16 protein-coding genes are annotated in these 15,118 nt (G+C 65.4%); 10 read left to right on the forward strand and 6 right to left on the reverse strand.

From position 1 onward, the window contains the following. Positions 1 to 46 precede the first annotated feature (46 nt). The 3 genes from AB4879_RS08490 to AB4879_RS08500 form a co-directional block, all read right to left on the reverse strand. Positions 47 to 1,147 carry an inositol-3-phosphate synthase gene (locus AB4879_RS08490; protein ID WP_370507240.1) on the reverse strand — a complete coding sequence of 367 codons (1,101 nt, stop codon included), beginning with the start codon at positions 1,145 to 1,147 and terminating at the stop codon, positions 47 to 49. Positions 1,148 to 1,206: 59 nt separating this feature from the next. Continuing rightward, entirely contained in the window at positions 1,207 to 1,752 is a 546-nt protein-coding gene (locus tag AB4879_RS08495; protein WP_036342219.1) for a PadR family transcriptional regulator, read from the reverse strand. Between the two features lie 169 nt (positions 1,753 to 1,921). After that, positions 1,922 to 2,776: a DUF1707 domain-containing protein gene (locus tag AB4879_RS08500; RefSeq protein WP_199189777.1), complete on the reverse strand. Its 855-nt coding sequence runs from the start codon at positions 2,774 to 2,776 to the stop codon at positions 1,922 to 1,924. A 111-nt stretch (positions 2,777 to 2,887) separates the two neighbouring features. On the opposite strand from AB4879_RS08500, the gene AB4879_RS08505 reads away from it, so the two are divergent. From AB4879_RS08505 to dnaB, 9 genes are all read left to right on the forward strand, one after another. After that, on the forward strand, positions 2,888 to 3,322 hold the full coding sequence (locus AB4879_RS08505; protein ID WP_036342215.1) for a DUF5318 domain-containing protein: 435 nt from the start codon (positions 2,888 to 2,890) through the stop codon (positions 3,320 to 3,322). Positions 3,323 to 3,467: 145 nt separating this feature from the next. Continuing rightward, positions 3,468 to 5,807 (forward strand): transglycosylase domain-containing protein, encoded by a 2,340-nt coding sequence (locus tag AB4879_RS08510; RefSeq protein ID WP_370507241.1) that lies wholly within the window; start codon positions 3,468 to 3,470, stop codon positions 5,805 to 5,807. Positions 5,808 to 5,875: 68 nt separating this feature from the next. Continuing rightward, the gene (locus tag AB4879_RS08515; RefSeq protein ID WP_370507469.1) at positions 5,876 to 7,450 is read left to right on the forward strand and encodes a glycosyltransferase family 87 protein; all 1,575 of its coding nucleotides are present in this window, start codon (positions 5,876 to 5,878) and stop codon (positions 7,448 to 7,450) included. Further along, positions 7,419 to 8,057, forward strand: coding sequence for a DJ-1/PfpI family protein (locus tag AB4879_RS08520; protein ID WP_370507242.1), 639 nt, complete (start codon positions 7,419 to 7,421; stop codon positions 8,055 to 8,057). Before AB4879_RS08515 ends, AB4879_RS08520 begins: the two co-directional genes overlap by 32 nt. A 111-nt stretch (positions 8,058 to 8,168) precedes the next feature. Continuing rightward, on the forward strand, positions 8,169 to 8,459 hold the full coding sequence (gene rpsF, locus AB4879_RS08525) for a 30S ribosomal protein S6 (protein WP_036342207.1): 291 nt from the start codon (positions 8,169 to 8,171) through the stop codon (positions 8,457 to 8,459). A gap of 104 nt (positions 8,460 to 8,563) precedes the next feature. Then, positions 8,564 to 9,076 (forward strand): single-stranded DNA-binding protein, encoded by a 513-nt coding sequence (locus AB4879_RS08530; RefSeq protein WP_370507243.1) that lies wholly within the window; start codon positions 8,564 to 8,566, stop codon positions 9,074 to 9,076. A 61-nt stretch (positions 9,077 to 9,137) separates the two neighbouring features. Continuing rightward, complete coding sequence (rpsR, locus tag AB4879_RS08535; protein ID WP_005142196.1) at positions 9,138 to 9,392, forward strand: 30S ribosomal protein S18; 255 nt, start codon at positions 9,138 to 9,140, stop codon at positions 9,390 to 9,392. A 17-nt stretch (positions 9,393 to 9,409) separates the two neighbouring features. Further along, complete coding sequence (gene rplI / locus AB4879_RS08540) at positions 9,410 to 9,868, forward strand: 50S ribosomal protein L9 (RefSeq protein ID WP_036342194.1); 459 nt, start codon at positions 9,410 to 9,412, stop codon at positions 9,866 to 9,868. A gap of 482 nt (positions 9,869 to 10,350) precedes the next feature. Then, entirely contained in the window at positions 10,351 to 11,730 is a 1,380-nt protein-coding gene (dnaB, locus tag AB4879_RS08545) for a replicative DNA helicase (protein WP_370507244.1), read from the forward strand. Positions 11,731 to 12,056: 326 nt separating this feature from the next. Here the strand turns inward: dnaB and AB4879_RS08550 are convergent, their stop codons facing one another. Both AB4879_RS08550 and AB4879_RS08555 read right to left on the reverse strand, forming a co-directional pair. Then, positions 12,057 to 12,776, reverse strand: coding sequence for a hypothetical protein (locus tag AB4879_RS08550; RefSeq protein WP_370507245.1), 720 nt, complete (start codon positions 12,774 to 12,776; stop codon positions 12,057 to 12,059). A gap of 10 nt (positions 12,777 to 12,786) precedes the next feature. Next, positions 12,787 to 13,650, reverse strand: a complete 864-nt coding sequence (locus AB4879_RS08555) for an alpha/beta fold hydrolase (protein ID WP_370507246.1) — start codon at positions 13,648 to 13,650, stop codon at positions 12,787 to 12,789. Between the two features lie 206 nt (positions 13,651 to 13,856). Between AB4879_RS08555 and AB4879_RS08560 the strand changes: the two genes are divergently transcribed. Then, entirely contained in the window at positions 13,857 to 14,678 is an 822-nt protein-coding gene (locus AB4879_RS08560) for an alpha/beta fold hydrolase (RefSeq protein WP_370507247.1), read from the forward strand. Here AB4879_RS08560 and AB4879_RS08565 read toward each other — a convergent pair. Beyond that, the gene (locus AB4879_RS08565; RefSeq protein ID WP_370507248.1) at positions 14,665 to 15,117 is read right to left on the reverse strand and encodes a winged helix-turn-helix transcriptional regulator; all 453 of its coding nucleotides are present in this window, start codon (positions 15,115 to 15,117) and stop codon (positions 14,665 to 14,667) included. The two genes, AB4879_RS08560 and AB4879_RS08565, sit on opposite strands and share 14 nt — an antisense overlap. Between the last annotated feature and the right edge of the window lies 1 nt (position 15,118).

A 15,118-nucleotide genomic window follows, 5' to 3' on the forward strand; every position in this document is an offset into this window, starting at 1 on the left:
TCCTGGCGGTGATGCGCGATCTCACTGCGGTCTCAACGAACGGGAATCAGCCTTCGATGAACTTCTCGAGCTCCGCGCGCGCGACGTCGTCGGCCAGCTGCTTGGGCGGGCTCTTCATCAGGTAGGCCGACGCGGGGATGATCGGGCCGCCGATGCCGCGGTCCTTGGCGATCTTCGCGGCGCGCACGGCGTCGATGATGATGCCTGCCGAGTTCGGCGAGTCCCACACCTCGAGCTTGTACTCCAGGTTCAGCGGCACGTCGCCGAAGGCGCGGCCTTCGAGGCGGACGTAGGCCCACTTGCGGTCGTCGAGCCACGCGACGTGGTCCGACGGGCCGATGTGGACGTTCTTGTCCTCGACCTTGCCGGCCAGCGAACCGGTCAGGTTGGACGTGACGGCCTGGGTCTTGGAAACCTTTTTGGACTCCAGGCGCTCACGCTCGAGCATGTTCTTGAAGTCCATGTTGCCGCCGACGTTCAGCTGATACGTACGGTCCAGCGTGACGCCGCGGTCTTCGAACAGCTTGGCCATCACGCGGTGGGTGATGGTCGCGCCGACCTGGCTCTTGATGTCGTCGCCGACGATCGGGACACCGGCGTCTTCGAACTTCTTGGCCCAGACCGGGTCCGAGGCGATGAACACCGGCAGGGCGTTGACGAATGCGACCTTGGCGTCGATGGCGCATTGCGCGTAGAACTTGTCGGCTTCGTCGGAGCCCACCGGCAGGTAGGAGACCAGCACGTCGACCTTGTTGTCCTTGAGGATCTTGACGACGTCGACCGGCTGCTCGTCGGAGATCTCGATGGTCTCGGCGTAGTACTTGCCAATGCCGTCCAGTGTCGGGCCGCGCTGCACGACGACGTCGGTCGGCGGCACGTCGGCGATCTTGATGGTGTTGTTCTCCGAGGCGAAGATCGCCTCGGACAGGTCGAAGCCGACCTTCTTGGCGTCGACGTCGAACGCGGCGACGAACTTCACGTCGCGCACGTGATACGGGCCGAGCTTCACGTGCATCAGGCCGGGAACGGTGGCGTTCGCGTCAGCGTCCTGGTAGTACTGCACGCCCTGGACCAGTGAGGACGCGCAGTTGCCGACGCCGACAATGGCGACCCGCACATCTGTCGACGATCCGTTGTGCTCCGTCATGGGACGTTCTCCTAACTCGTACTTCTACTGGCTGCTGTTCAGGTACTGCGGTGGCCGCGTCAGGCCTGGTCTGGGTGGCTTTGCGCCACCCGCTCAGCGGCGATCAGCTCGTTGAGCCACTTGACTTCCCGCTCGCTGGACTCCAGGCCCAGCTGATGGAGTTGTTTCGTGTAGCGGTCGAATGAATTGCTCGCCCGGGCGATGGCCTCCCGCAGACCTTCGCGACGTTCCTCCACCTGGCGCCGGCGGCCTTCCAGGATCCGCATCCGCGCCTCGGCCGGTGTGCGATTGAAGAACGCCAGGTGCACACCGAAGCCGTCGTCGGTGTAGTTCTGTGGGCCGGTGTCGGCCACCAGTTCGGCGAACCGCTGGCGACCGGTGTCGGTCAGCTGGTACACCCGGCGGGCGCGGCGCAACACCGTGGTCCCCGCGGGGGCGGTGTCCTCGACGATCAACCCGTCGGTCTGCATCCGGCGCAGTGCCGGGTACAGCGAGCCGTACGAGAATGCGCGGAATGCCCCGAGCAGGCCCGTCAGTCGTTTGCGCAGTTCGTAGCCGTGCATGGGCGACTCGAGGAGAAGGCCCAAGATGGCAAGCTCCAACATCGGGTCACCTCCTTTGCTCGGCCGTTACGACACTTCGACACCTCCGGCGATAGTATCGGAGCGATATATTCGGCGCTACTTGAGTGCGCACGTTCCCCGTGGATACCGCCGAGTGTGACGCCAGAGTCGCGCTCGGCGCCGAGTCTCACGCCAGAGCCGCGTTCGCCCGTTAGGGGTAGTTGATCTGCTTTTCCGAGCCGTCGGGATTCAGCTGGATGTAGCCGCTGCCGAAGTCGCTCGAGACGTAGACCGAGATCGTCAACGTCCCCGGGACGGTCTGGTCGCGGCTGGGCTCGATGATCAGATAGGTGCTCTTGACGTCGCCGGGCTTCATGTTCAGCGTTTCCGGCGCCCCGCGCAGCACGCCGACGACCGCTTTGGCGTCGAACTTGCTCAGATCCACCAGCTGGGCGTCGCTACTGGCCCCCGACGTGCTCGGGTCGCCCCAGCCGCCGCGGTAGGTGTAGTTGAGTTCGCGTCGCTCGTCGCCCGGATCCGGCCGGGTCAACGACGCGTACTCGGGATAGATCACCAGCCGGTTGCCGTCGGTGTTGCCGAACTTCTTCTTCATCTGCTCGAGCAATCCGGTGAGGCCACCCAGCGAATGCAGCTGGCGCGGCGGCGTCAGCACCACCGGGGCAACGCCGTCCGACTTGGCACCCGGATCGGAGGTGAAGTTCAGCGGCGACGGGGTGTTGCCGTACAGCCCCCAGCCGATGCCGATGCCGAGCACGACCAGAACCCCCATGATGGCGAGCCGGATGCCCCAGCTTCCGCTGGTCCCCGGCGTCGACAGCCGCGGCTTCTTCAACGTGGGCAGCTGCACCGGCGCGTTCGCCGTCTGGAGGTCGGAGACGAGCGCGCGTAAGTCGCCCAGCGTCATCGCCGTGGTCGCCGCCTTCACCCGCTGCTGATGCTCGGTCATCGACAGCTGCCCCTCGGACAGCGCGGTGTCCAAAATCTGGCACGTGTCGTTGCGGTCGCTGTCCTTGGCGCGCGTGCTGGAAGTCTGCGATGTCGCCACGGCGATGATCGTAAGAGTTCGGACACCAAGAGCGCAGACCAGCCGCATATTCGGCGGCGCCGCGAGTCGGTTGCGTGCCGGTGCCCAGATCCCCGACGTACTCTGGTCCTCGTGCGATTGCAGCGACAGGTGGTGGACTACGCCCTTCGGCGACGCTCCCTGCTGGCCGAGGTGTACTCCGGTCGAACTGGGGTTTCAGAGGTCTGCGACGCCAATCCCTATCTGTTGCGCGCCGCCAAGTTTCACGGCAAGCCCAGTTCGGTGATGTGCCCGATCTGCCGCAAGGAGCCGCTGACATTGGTGTCCTGGGTGTTCGGCGATCACCTGGGTGCGGTTTCGGGATCCGCGCGCACCGCCGAGGAGCTGGTGTTGCTGGCGACTCGATTCGACGAATTCTCGGTACACGTGGTGGAGGTATGCCGGACCTGCGAGTGGAATCACCTGGTCAAGTCCTACGTGCTCGGAACGCCGCGGCCCACCAACGGGACGCGAGGACGCCGTGGCACCCAGACGGCGCGCTCCGGCGCGCGTACGGCCAGTGAATAGCGAAGGGCGTCCCGACCGGCCTGCCACTGACAACCGCACAGGTTCAGGGGCCCAGGGTGCGTCCGGCAACTCCGAGCCACCGACCACGCGATTCCCCGCGGCGGGCGACGGGTCTGGCCCGTCCCGATCCGCACCCCGCCGGCAGGTGCCGCCGGATGACCGGTTGACGTCGATCATCGAACCGGTCCGCGACACCCCACCGCAGCTGCGTGACCCGGTCGACGTCGTCAAGGCAGCGTTGGACGGCACTCCGCCGCCGAAGCTTCCCCCGCCGCCCCCGCCGCGCCGCCCGGGTGGCGCCGGGGGGCCGGGTGGCCCGCCGCCGTTGAAGCCGCCGACGTTCTCCCAGCAGGTCAACTGGAAGTGGGTGCGCCGGTCGTTGTACCTGGCCGCCGTCGTGTTGATCGTGCTGCCGCTGATCACCTTCGGGATGGCCTACCTGATCGTCCAGGTGCCTCAGCCTGGGGATCTGCGGACCAACCAGGTGTCGACGATCCTGGCAAGCGACGGCTCCGAGCTCGCGAAAATCGTTCCGCCGGAAGGCAACCGGATCGACGTCAACATCGACCAGGTGCCGGTGCAGGTCCGCAACGCGGTGATGGCCGCCGAAGACCGCGACTTCTACAGCAATCCGGGCTTTTCCTTCACCGGCTTTGCCCGCGCACTCAAGAACAATCTTTTCGGCGGCGACCTTCAGGGCGGGTCGACGATCACCCAGCAGTATGTGAAGAACGCGCTCGTCGGTGACGCCCGATCCGGGGTCGGCGGTGTGGTGCGTAAGGCCAAGGAGCTCGTCATCTCCACGAAGATGACCGGCGAGTGGTCCAAAGACCAAATCCTGCAGGCGTATCTGAACATCATCTATTTCGGCCGCGGTGCCTACGGCATCGCGGCGGCTTCGAAGGCGTACTTCGACAAGCCGGTCGAGCAGTTGACGGTCGCCGAGGGTGCGCTGCTGGCCGCGCTGATCCAAAGGCCGTCGACCCTGGATCCGGCGGTCGACCCCGACGGTGCGGCCACGCGGTGGAACTGGGTGCTCGACGGCATGGTGTCGATGGGCGCGCTGTCGAAGGACGAACGCTCCCAACAGGTTTTCCCGCCGACGGTGTCGCCGGAGCAGGCCCGCTCGAACAACGTCACCACCGGGCCGAACGGCCTGATCGAACGTCAGGTCACCAAGGAACTGCTGGATCTGTTCAACATCGATGAGCAGACCCTGAACACTCAGGGCCTGCAGATCACCACGACGATCGACCCGCAGGCGCAGAAGGCCGCCGAGGACGCGGTGTCGAAGTATCTCGATGGCGAGATGCCGGACATGCGTTCGGCGGTGGTGTCCATCGATCCGAAAACCGGTGGAGTGAAGGCCTATTACGGCGGTTCGGATGCGCAGGGCTTCGACTTCGCGCAGGCCGGTCTGCCTACCGGCTCGTCGTTCAAGGTGTTCGCGTTGGTGGCCGCGCTCGAGCAGGGCATGGGGCTCGGCTATCAGATCGACAGCTCGCCGGTCACCGTCAACGGCATCAAGATCACCAACGTCGAGGGTGAGGGCTGCGGTGTCTGCAACATCGCGGAGGCATTGAAGCGCTCGCTGAACACCTCGTACTACCGGCTGATGCTCAAGCTCAAGAACGGCCCGAGTGATGTGGCGGACGCCGCGCACCGGGCCGGTGTTGCGGAAAGCTTCCCCGGGGTGCCCCACACGTTGTCCGAGGACGGCAAGGGCGGCCCGCCGAACAATGGTGTGGTGCTGGGCCAGTACCAGTCGCGGGTGATCGACATGGCCTCGGCCTACGCCACGTTGGCCGACTCCGGCGTGTATCACAAGCCGCACTTCGTGCAGAAGGTGGTCAACTCGCGCGGCGAGGTGCTCTTCGACGCCAGTACTGCCGACAACAGCGGCGAGCAGCGAATTCCCAAGGCGGTCGCCGACAATGTGACCGCGGCGATGCAGCCGATCGCCGGCTATTCACGCGGACACAATCTGGCGGGTGGGAGGCCGTCGGCGGCCAAGACCGGAACCAATCAGCTCGGCGACACCGACGCCAACCGCGACGCGTGGATGGTCGGCTACACCCCGTCGTTGTCGACGGCTGTCTGGGTCGGCACCACTGACGGCACGCAACCGCTGGTCACGTCGTCGGGCGGACCGGTGTACGGCTCGGGCCTCCCGTCGGACATCTGGAAGGCCACGATGGACGGCGCGCTGAAGGGAACAGACAACGAGTCGTTCCCCAAGCCGACCGAGATCGGCGGATACGCCGGTGTCCCGGCGCCGCCGCCCCCGCCACCCGCGCCGCCGTCGGAGACCGTCATCCAGCCCAGTATCGAAGTGGCACCGGGCATCACGATTCCGCTGGGACCGCCGACCACCATCACGATTCCGCCGGGCGGTGGTCCGCCGCCGCCGCCACCGGGTGGGCCGGACCAGCCGGCACCGGTCGGTGGTGACCCCGGCGTACAGCTACCGCCTCCGCCGCCGTGATCGACGGCCGCGCCACCGTCTCACCTGCACCGCTGGCCGAGGATCTGCGCAGCGCTGACGACCGTGACATGCCGAGCCGCAATGACACTGTGGGCGCGGCACTCTCGGAAGTCGTGGGCGGTCCGGTGGGCCGGCACGCGTTGATCGGCCGGACCCGGATCTTCACCCCGTTGCGGGTCATGTTCCTGATGGCGTTGGTGGTGCTGGCGCTGGGCTGGTCGACGAAGGCGCCGTGCCTGCAGACGGTGGGCACCGGCTCACCCGATCAGCGGGTGGCCAACTGGCAGAATCAGCGCGCCTACTTCGAGCTGTGCTACTCCGACACCGTGCCGCTCTACGGCGCGGAGTTGTTGAGCCAGGGCCGCTTTCCGTACAAGTCGAGCTGGATCGAGACCGATTCGAGCGGCCGGCCGCAGATCCGGTATGACGGCAAGCCCGCGGTGCGCTACATGGAATATCCCGTGTTGACCGGGGTGTACCAGTACGTGTCGATGGCACTGGCCAAGACCTACACAGCGGTCGCCAAGATGGTGTCGCTGCCTGCAGTCGCCGAAGTGGTGATGTTCTTCAATTTCGCCGCGATCGGGCTGGCGTTGGCGTGGCTGACAACGGTGTGGGCGTCGTCGTGGCTGGCGGGCCGGCGGGTGTGGGATGCCGCGCTGGTGGCCGCGTCCCCGGTTCTGATCTTCCAGATCTTCACCAATTTCGACGCGCTGGCAACGGCTTTGGCGATCGGCGGCCTGCTGGCGTGGGCGCGCAAGAAGCCGGTGTTGGCGGGCATCCTGATCGGTCTCGGGGTGGCGGCCAAGTTGTATCCGGCACTGCTGCTGCTGCCGTTGTTGGTGCTGGCGATCCGCACCGACCGGATGCCCGAGGCCGCCAAGACCGTGGTGGCCGCGGTGGGCGCCTGGTTCGTGGTGAACCTCCCGGTGATGGTGCTGTTTCCGCGCGGCTGGTCGGAGTTCTTCCGGCTCAACTCCCGGCGCGGGGATGACATGGACTCCCTGTACAACGTGGTGAAGTCGTTCACCGGCTGGGACGGCTTCGACACCAACCTCGGGTTCTGGCAGCCGCCGGTGATCCTCAACGTCGTCGTCGCCGTGCTGTTCGTGTTGTGCTGTGCGGCAATCGCGTACATCGCCCTGACCGCGCCGCAGCGGCCCCGGGTGGCGCAGCTGGCGTTCCTCACGGTGGCCGCGTTCCTGTTGGTGAACAAGGTGTGGAGCCCGCAGTTCTCGCTGTGGCTGGTGCCGCTGGCGGTGCTGGCTCTGCCGCAGCGCCGAATTCTGTTGGCCTGGATGACCATCGACATGCTCGTGTGGGTGCCCCGGATGTACTACCTCTATGGCGAGGGCAACAAGGGTCTGCCCGAGCAGTGGTTCACCGCCACTGTGCTGCTGCGTGACATCGCGGTGGTGGGCCTGATGGTGTTGGTCGTGCGTCAGATCTACCGTCCCGAACTGGATTTGGTGCGCTGGGGCGGCCGGGTCGACGATCCTGCCGGGGGCGTGTTCGACGGCGCCCACGACGCGTATCCGACGCGGTTCCCGCGGTGGTTGCGCCCACGCGCGACGGCGGTTGCCGATGCGCCCGAGGAACAAGAGGCACCGGATGCAAGTCGCGATAGCACTGTTCCCGCATAACACCGCACTGGACGCGATCGGCCCCTACGAGGTCCTGCAGCGCATCCCGTCGATCGACGTGGTGTTCGTCGGGCATCGTCGCGGCGAGGTCCGCAGCGACAACGGAATGCTCGGGCTGACGGTTGACGCCACCTTCGACGACGTCACCGAACCCGACATCCTGGTGTTCCCCGGCGGAATCGGCACCCGCACGCTCGTCGAGGACACCACAGTCCTGGACTGGGTCCGCGAGGTGCACCGGCACACCACCTTCACCACCTCGGTGTGTACCGGCAGCCTGGTGCTGGCGGCCGCGGGCCTGCTGACCGGTTTGACGGCCGGGACGCATTGGCGGGCCACCGAGCTGTTGGAGTCCTTCGGCGCGATCTACACCCCGCAACGGGTCGTCGAGCATCTGCCGGAGCGCATCATCACCGCAGCCGGGGTATCCAGTGGCATCGATATGGCGCTGCGGCTGGTCGAGCTGCTGGTCGGACGGCGGGCCGCGGAGGCCAGTCAGCTGATGATCGAGTACGACCCGCAGCCGCCGTTCCAGGCCGGCGCGGTGGACCAGGTCTCGGATGCCACCTTGCAGCTGGCGCTCGAGTACTACGGCCAGCGGAACTGATTTCGCTGATCAGCCTGCACTCCGGTAGCCTGTGCAGGTTGCCGACGCAGGCGACCCTTCTGCCACGGACACGCCGTGGCCGCTACGACCATAGGAGGTGATGAGGTTCCCATGCGTCCATACGAAATCATGGTCATCCTTGACCCCACTCTCGACGAGCGCACCGTTGCCCCGTCCCTGGAGACGTTCCTGAACGTCATCCGGAGTGACGGCGGATCGGTCGACAAGGTCGACATCTGGGGCCGGCGCCGTCTGGCCTACGAGATCGCCAAGCACGCCGAGGGCATCTACGCCGTCGTCGACGTGAAGGCCGAGCCGGCCACCGTGTCCGAGCTCGATCGGCAGCTGAACCTGAATGAGTCCGTGCTGCGGACCAAGGTGATGCGGACCGATAAGCACTGAGTCCAGTTCGGACTCACTATCCGCTGAGTGGATAAGCGCGCCGCGCGTCGGAGCTCTTACGTAGGCTTCGCGGTGAATCCATCCGCCTATGCCAGGAGGACCTTGTGGCCGGTGACACGACCATCACCGTCGTCGGAAATCTGACGGCCGATCCCGAACTGCGGTTCACCCCGTCGGGTGCAGCCGTCGCCAATTTCACGGTGGCGTCCACACCCCGCACGTTCGACCGTCAGACCAATGAGTGGAAAGACGGCGAGGCGCTGTTCCTGCGCTGCAACATCTGGCGTGAGGCGGCCGAGAACGTGGCCGAGAGCCTCACCCGCGGTTCGCGGGTGATCGTTCAGGGCCGGCTGAAGCAGCGTTCCTTCGAAACCCGTGAGGGCGAGAAGCGCACCGTTGTGGAGCTCGAGGTCGACGAGATCGGCCCGTCACTGCGTTACGCCACCGCCAAGGTCAACAAGGCCTCGCGCAGCGGCGGTGGTGGCGGCTTCGGCGGCGGTGGTGGCGGGGGCTCCCGTCCGGCGGCAGCAGCGGCCAGTGAGTCGGGCGACGACCCGTGGGGTAGTGCCCCGGCGTCGGGTTCGTTCGCCGGCGGTGACGACGAACCGCCCTTCTGATACCCAACGAAATCCTTTGTGCGCCAACGGCGCGACTGTGAAGAACGAAAGAGATTGACCCATGGCCAAGACCAACAAGCGGCGTCCCGCACCGGAAAAGCCGGTCAAGACCCGCAAATGCGTGTTCTGCTCGAAGAAGGGGCAGGACATTGACTACAAGGACACGCAATTGCTGCGCACCTACATCAGCGAGCGCGGCAAGATCCGCGCCCGCCGGGTGACCGGTAACTGCGTGCAGCACCAGCGCGACATCGCGATCGCCGTCAAGAACGCGCGTGAGGTTGCTCTGCTGCCGTTCACGTCGGCGGCGCGGTAGAGAACGGAAGTATCGAGATGAAGCTGATTTTGACCGCTGAGGTCGAGCACCTCGGAACCGCCGGCGACACCGTCGAGGTGAAGGACGGGTACGGACGCAACTACCTGCTGCCGCGCGGCCTGGCCATTGTGGCCTCCCGCGGTGCACAGAAGCAGGCCGACGAAATCCGTCGTGCCCGCGAGACCAAGACCGTGCGCGATCGTGAGCACGCCGACGAGATCAAGGCCGCCATCACCGCGCTGGGTTCGATCCAGCTGCCGGTGAAGTCGGCCGCGGACTCGGGCAAGCTGTTCGGCTCGGTGACCGCCAACGACATCGTCGGCGCCATCAAGAAGGCCGGCGGACCCAGCCTGGACAAGCGCACCGTGCAGCTGCCCAAGGCACACATCAAGGCGACTGGCGCCCACACCGTCGGAGTGCACCTGCACCCCGAGGTGAACGTCGACATCACCGTCGACGTCGTGGCCCAGAGTTAGCCGTCCGCGTCAATTCCCCGGGTGGCGGCCCTGCGTGGCTGCCCCCGGGGAATTGCTGTATCTCTGGCGAACACTTCCGGGCGGGGTCGCCACAGCTAATCTAACCGTCCGTTAACCTGGCGCATAACCTCCGGCAACACAACACGCCCGAGATCGCAACCGAGGCCGACACGCCGACGGACTTGCCATCCACAACACTCACCTGGCGCTACCCTGCGTTTAGCTGGGCGGATAATCCAAAATCGGCCGGTCATCCACAGGTTCTCCCCAACGACTCAACACCTCTTTTGCCAGCTATCCACAAACCACTAACAGGTTGATGAACAGGCTCGGTTTGCGAGGGCCCCAGCAACGTCTAGCGTGAGCCGTCGGCAGTGCGGTTCATCATCGTGACGCCGAATGCTTGTCGGGGGCGTGGGGTACACCTCTGATAGTGCATCGAACAGAAGTTCGACGAATTCAAGAGGAGGTGGGGCAGCCCAATGGCGGTCGTCGACGATCTCGGTCAGCCCGGGATGGACAGTCCTCCTCCTTCTGAGGACTTCGGTCGCCAGCCTCCCCAGGACTTAGCAGCCGAACAATCCGTGTTGGGCGGCATGCTGCTGTCCAAGGACGCCATCGCCGACGTGTTGGAGCGGCTGCGCCCGGGTGACTTCTACCGGCCGGCCCACCAGAACGTCTACGACTCGATCCTGGACCTCTACGGCCGCGGTGAGCCCGCGGACGCTGTCACCGTCGCCGCCGAGCTGGACCGTCGCGGGCTGCTGCGCCGCATCGGTGGCGCGCCCTATCTCCACACGCTGATCTCGACGGTGCCGACGGCGGCCAACGCCGGGTACTACGCGGGCATCGTGGCGGAAAAGGCGTTGTTGCGGCGTCTCGTGGAGGCCGGCACCCGGGTGGTGCAGTACGGCTACGCCGGCGCAGAAGGTGCCGACGTCAACGAGATCGTGGACCGCGCACAGGCCGAAATTTACGACGTCACCGAGCGGCGCACCGCTGAGGACTTCCTGCCGCTGGAAGATCTGCTGCAGCCGACGATGGACGAGATCGACGCCATCGCCTCGAACGGCGGCCTCTCCAAGGGCGTGCCGACGGGCTTCGAAGAGCTCGACGCGTTGACCAACGGTCTGCACCCGGGTCAGATGATCGTGGTGGCGGCCAGGCCCGGTATGGGCAAATCGACCCTGGGACTAGATTTTTTGCGGTCCTGCTCGATCAAGCACCGGTTTCCGAGCATCGTGTTCTCGCTGGAAATGAGCAAGTCCGAGATCGTCATGCGACTGCTCTCGGCCGAAGCGAAGATCAAGCTCGCCGATATGCGCTCGGGCAAGATGACCGACGAGGACTGGACGCGCTTGGCGCGCCGGATGAGCGAAATCAGCGAAGCCCCGTTGTATATCGATGATTCGCCGAACCTGACGATGATGGAGATCCGCGCAAAGGCGCGCCGGCTGCATCAGAAGGCCGGATTGCGGCTGATCGTGCTCGACTACCTGCAGCTGATGACGTCGGGCAAGAAAGTCGAGTCGCGCCAGCAGGAAGTCTCCGAATTCTCCAGGCAGATCAAGCTTTTGGCCAAGGAACTCGAAGTTCCGGTGGTCGCGATGAGCCAGCTGAACCGTGGTCCCGAGCAGCGCACCGACAAGAAGCCGATGCTGGCCGACCTTCGCGAGTCGGGATCGATCGAGCAGGATGCCGACATGGTGATCCTGCTGCACCGGCCCGATGCCTTCGAAACCGACGACCCGCGTGGCGGCGAAGCCGACCTGATCGTCGCGAAACACCGTGCAGGACCTACGCGTACGGTGACGGTCGCACACCAGCTGCATCTGTCGCGGTTCACGAACATGGCGCGGTAACGGTCATTGGTGTCGCTGCGCTTGTGACCTTTCAAACTGCACGACCAAATCTCACCTGAAGTGACCCGCGAATGGCCGATTAGCCACGAAGGGTGAGACGACAACAACAGGGAGCTGATCTCGTAGAGGGGCGCGGATGAGTGCGATAGTGCCGTCGACGCCCGTCGTCAATCGTGGGCGACCGAACACCGCCGGACAGCCGGTGCCCCGTTGTCGAACATGATGACCTCGGCTTGGCGGCCAGGCCGTCGAGCAGTGTGGCGGCGGCCATCGGCACGGTGGTCTACGTCAGCTGACGCAGTCGCCATTTGCTTCGTGTGAGTTGGTCAGTCGAGGGTGATGTCGGTCAGCGCGATGGATACCACTAGTTGCTCGGGGATCGGGTGGTTATCGGGATCGCGAACGTAGATCATGCGGGTGCGCGGGATGATGACGCCGTCGATCTCGTCGAAGTCTGAGACGTAGTGGGCGGCCGGGGAGCCGCCCGCGATGTCCACTTGGTAATCGCGGCGTTGGATCAGGCCGTCGTCGTCGATGTAGAGCACCTGGTGCGGGCTGTGGGTGGCGATGGAGTCGGGATAGCTGACATGCAGTCGCCGCCAGGTCTGGCCGCGTTCGGTCCACGGCTCACCTTCCTCGGTGCGTACACCGGGCAAAATGAGGTTGAACGGTTCGGCGGTGTACGTCCACATGGCGTAGCCGGTGAAGTATGCCAATTGCAGTGTCGTCCAGCGTGTTTCGAGGGTGTGGCCGGCGAAGGAGGCGCGAGGGTCGCCGAGCATCTCCACGACGTCGCCGTCGAGTGTCTCGATACCCACTCGGTCCGGTGTGTAGGCGGTCCTCAGGTCGTATGCGGTAAACGGACACAGGGAGGTCCGCTGGTCCTTGATCCACACCGTGATGTCACCGTCGTCGACGATGCCGGGGACCTGTTTGATGTCCCAGATGGCTCCGCCGAAGCGCTTGTGTGCGCTCACCGATGTCAGCTGGTTCCAGCGGTCGGCCCCGCCGTACGCCTGCAGCGTCTTCTGGAGTAGGTCCGTCACGAGGTGCCTTTCAGCGTCCGAGGAACTGACGGATGTGGTGGCCGAAGTCGACCGGGTACTGGCCGAGGAAGCCATGTCCCGCGTCGGGGTAGATGCGTAGCTGTGCGCCTCGGATTCGTTCGGCGAGCAGGTAGCTGTTCTTGGTTGACATCATGGTGTCGTTGTCGCCGTTGGCTACCAGGGTGGGCTGCGTGATTGCCGAGAGCCGTTCCAGCTTCGAGGTTTCCGGGATGCCCCACGTCATCAACGCCTGATACTGGGCGTCGCGGCAGGCCAGCGTCGTCTCAACGTCGCGGGCCTCGGTGCGGGTGTGGGTGCGGGCGAGGTACTCCCAGCCGCGCTGGACGCTGGCTTCCGATCCGGAGAAGAAGAGGGCGAGGAAGTTCTCGGCGGTGATGTCGTCGCCGCAGGCGTAGGTGTAGACGTCGTCAGACCAGCGGTGCAGATCCGGTGCGCCTTGGGGGGCGGTGCCGGCCAGGACGAGGCGTCGCGGTAGTCGGGGGCGTATCAGGGCGATCTCCTGGGCGATGTGCCCGCCGAGGGAGAATCCCAGCAGATCGACGGTGGTGAGGTCGAGCGCATCGATGAACCGCAAGGCGCCGCGGGCCATGTCAGTGACGTTGTCCGGTGTTGTTCCGGTGGATCCGCCGACGCCGGGCAGATCCACCGTGATCACCTCACGGTCCGCGCTCAGGATGTCCAGCAATGCGGGGTCCCAGTAGTCGAGGTTTCCGCGGAAGTGCTGGAAAAGCACGAGCGGCGGCAACGTCACCGAGGGTGTCCCGATTCGCCGGTAGGCGAGGGTGTCCCCGGCCACATCGAGTCGAAGGTTGGGCGCGAGGGCGGCTCCCGCGTCCTGTGCGATGGTCGTCATCGTGCTGTCTCCCTAGCGCTGCTGGTCCAACCGTTGTCGATCACATTCGCAGGAAGCCACCCCGTGCTGTATCCGTCAGTTGACTACCGCTTCCTCGTGCGTGCCGGGTGGGTTCCGGTAGCAATTCGACCTATGGCATCTACCGCGGCGCCCATCCCACACTGGCATGCCGGAAACATTTTCAGGACAGTGGGATTGGAGCACACGTGCCGTACCTCAGCGGGTCGGATGGAACTCGACTCTTCTTTAAGGAATGGGGCAGTGGGCCCGCAGTGGTGTTCTGCCACGGTTGGCCGCTGAGCGCAGACGCCTGGGACGTCGAGCTGAAGCTGTTCGCCGACAACGGCTTCCGGGCCATCGCCCACGACCGCCGCGGGCACGGTCGGTCTGAACACAGCTGGGCCGGAAACGACATGGACACCTACGCGGCCGATCTTGCCGCGGTCATCGACGGTTTGGGATTGTCAAGCGTCGTCCTGGTCGGGCACTCGACGGGTGGCGGGGAAGCGTTGCGCTATGCGGTGCGGCATGGCGCGGGCAGGGTGCGCAAAGTGGTCACCATCGGCGCCATTCCTCCGGTGATGGTGCAATCGGCGGCCAATCCGGAGGGCACTCCTGTCGCGGCGTTCGATGACATCCGCGCGCGGGTGTTGGCCGACCGGTCGCAGTACTGGAAGGAGTTGGCGCTGCCGTTCTACGGCTTCAACCGCAACGGAGCACGGGTGTCGCAGGGGTTGATCGACCACTTCTGGCAGCAGGGCATGCAGGCGGGTCTAGCGTCGGCCTACGACTGCGTCAAGGCGTTCTCCGAGACCGATCTGACCGGTGACCTCAAGGACCTCGACGTCCCGATCCTGATCGCACACGGTGACGACGATCAAATCGTCCCGATGCACGATGCCGCGTCGAAGGCGATCGAACTGGTCCGCTACGGATCACTGCGCGTGTATCCGGGTGCCTCGCACGGGATTCACGGTGAGTATCAGCAGCAACTGGGCCGGGACCTGCTCGATTTCATTCGGGCTTGATCTCCACCAGGGCGACCCGCGACGAAGGTACGCGCTCGCCGTCCGAGCCGCGGAATACGACGCCGACGGGCTCACCGGTGGAGGAGTCGATGAAGCGGAGGTCGCTGCTGTGAGCGCGGGCGAGGTGGATGTGGCCCCACTGGCCGATAGCCGCGAGCGCAGGGATTAGCGCGTGCCCGGCTTTGGTCAGGACGTAGCGGCTACGCCTACGGTCGCCGGGGTTTTGATAGTCGACCATCTCGAGGACGCCGGCATCCACCAGTTCGCCGAGACGAGCACTCAATACGTCGGATGCGGCACCGAGCTGCTCGCGGAACTCCGAGAACCGCGACCGGCCAAGGAAGGCCTCGCGAAGGATCAGCACAGCCCACGGTTGGCCGAGTATTGACATGGTGCGCGCAATGGGGCACGCATCCTCGGACCACAACTCACGACGCATC

It is taken from the genome of Mycobacterium sp. SA01 (assembly GCF_041287105.1).
Lineage (GTDB): Bacteria > Actinomycetota > Actinomycetes > Mycobacteriales > Mycobacteriaceae > Mycobacterium.

What these genes read in the sequence shown, in the direction of transcription:
- AB4879_RS08490 (WP_370507240.1), bottom strand. Translation starts at nt 1,147, where the DNA reads ATGACGGAGCACAACGGATCGTCGACAGATGTGCGGGTCGCCATTGTC.
- AB4879_RS08495 (WP_036342219.1), bottom strand. Translation starts at nt 1,752, where the DNA reads ATGTTGGAGCTTGCCATCTTGGGCCTTCTCCTCGAGTCGCCCATGCAC.
- AB4879_RS08515 (WP_370507469.1), top strand. Translation starts at nt 5,876, where the DNA reads ATGCCGAGCCGCAATGACACTGTGGGCGCGGCACTCTCGGAAGTCGTG.
- AB4879_RS08520 (WP_370507242.1), top strand. Translation starts at nt 7,419, where the DNA reads ATGCAAGTCGCGATAGCACTGTTCCCGCATAACACCGCACTGGACGCG.
- rpsF (WP_036342207.1), top strand. Translation starts at nt 8,169, where the DNA reads ATGCGTCCATACGAAATCATGGTCATCCTTGACCCCACTCTCGACGAG.
- rpsR (WP_005142196.1), top strand. Translation starts at nt 9,138, where the DNA reads ATGGCCAAGACCAACAAGCGGCGTCCCGCACCGGAAAAGCCGGTCAAG.
- rplI (WP_036342194.1), top strand. Translation starts at nt 9,410, where the DNA reads ATGAAGCTGATTTTGACCGCTGAGGTCGAGCACCTCGGAACCGCCGGC.
- dnaB (WP_370507244.1), top strand. Translation starts at nt 10,351, where the DNA reads ATGGCGGTCGTCGACGATCTCGGTCAGCCCGGGATGGACAGTCCTCCT.
- AB4879_RS08555 (WP_370507246.1), bottom strand. Translation starts at nt 13,650, where the DNA reads ATGACGACCATCGCACAGGACGCGGGAGCCGCCCTCGCGCCCAACCTT.
- AB4879_RS08565 (WP_370507248.1), bottom strand. Translation starts at nt 15,117, where the DNA reads ATGCGTCGTGAGTTGTGGTCCGAGGATGCGTGCCCCATTGCGCGCACC.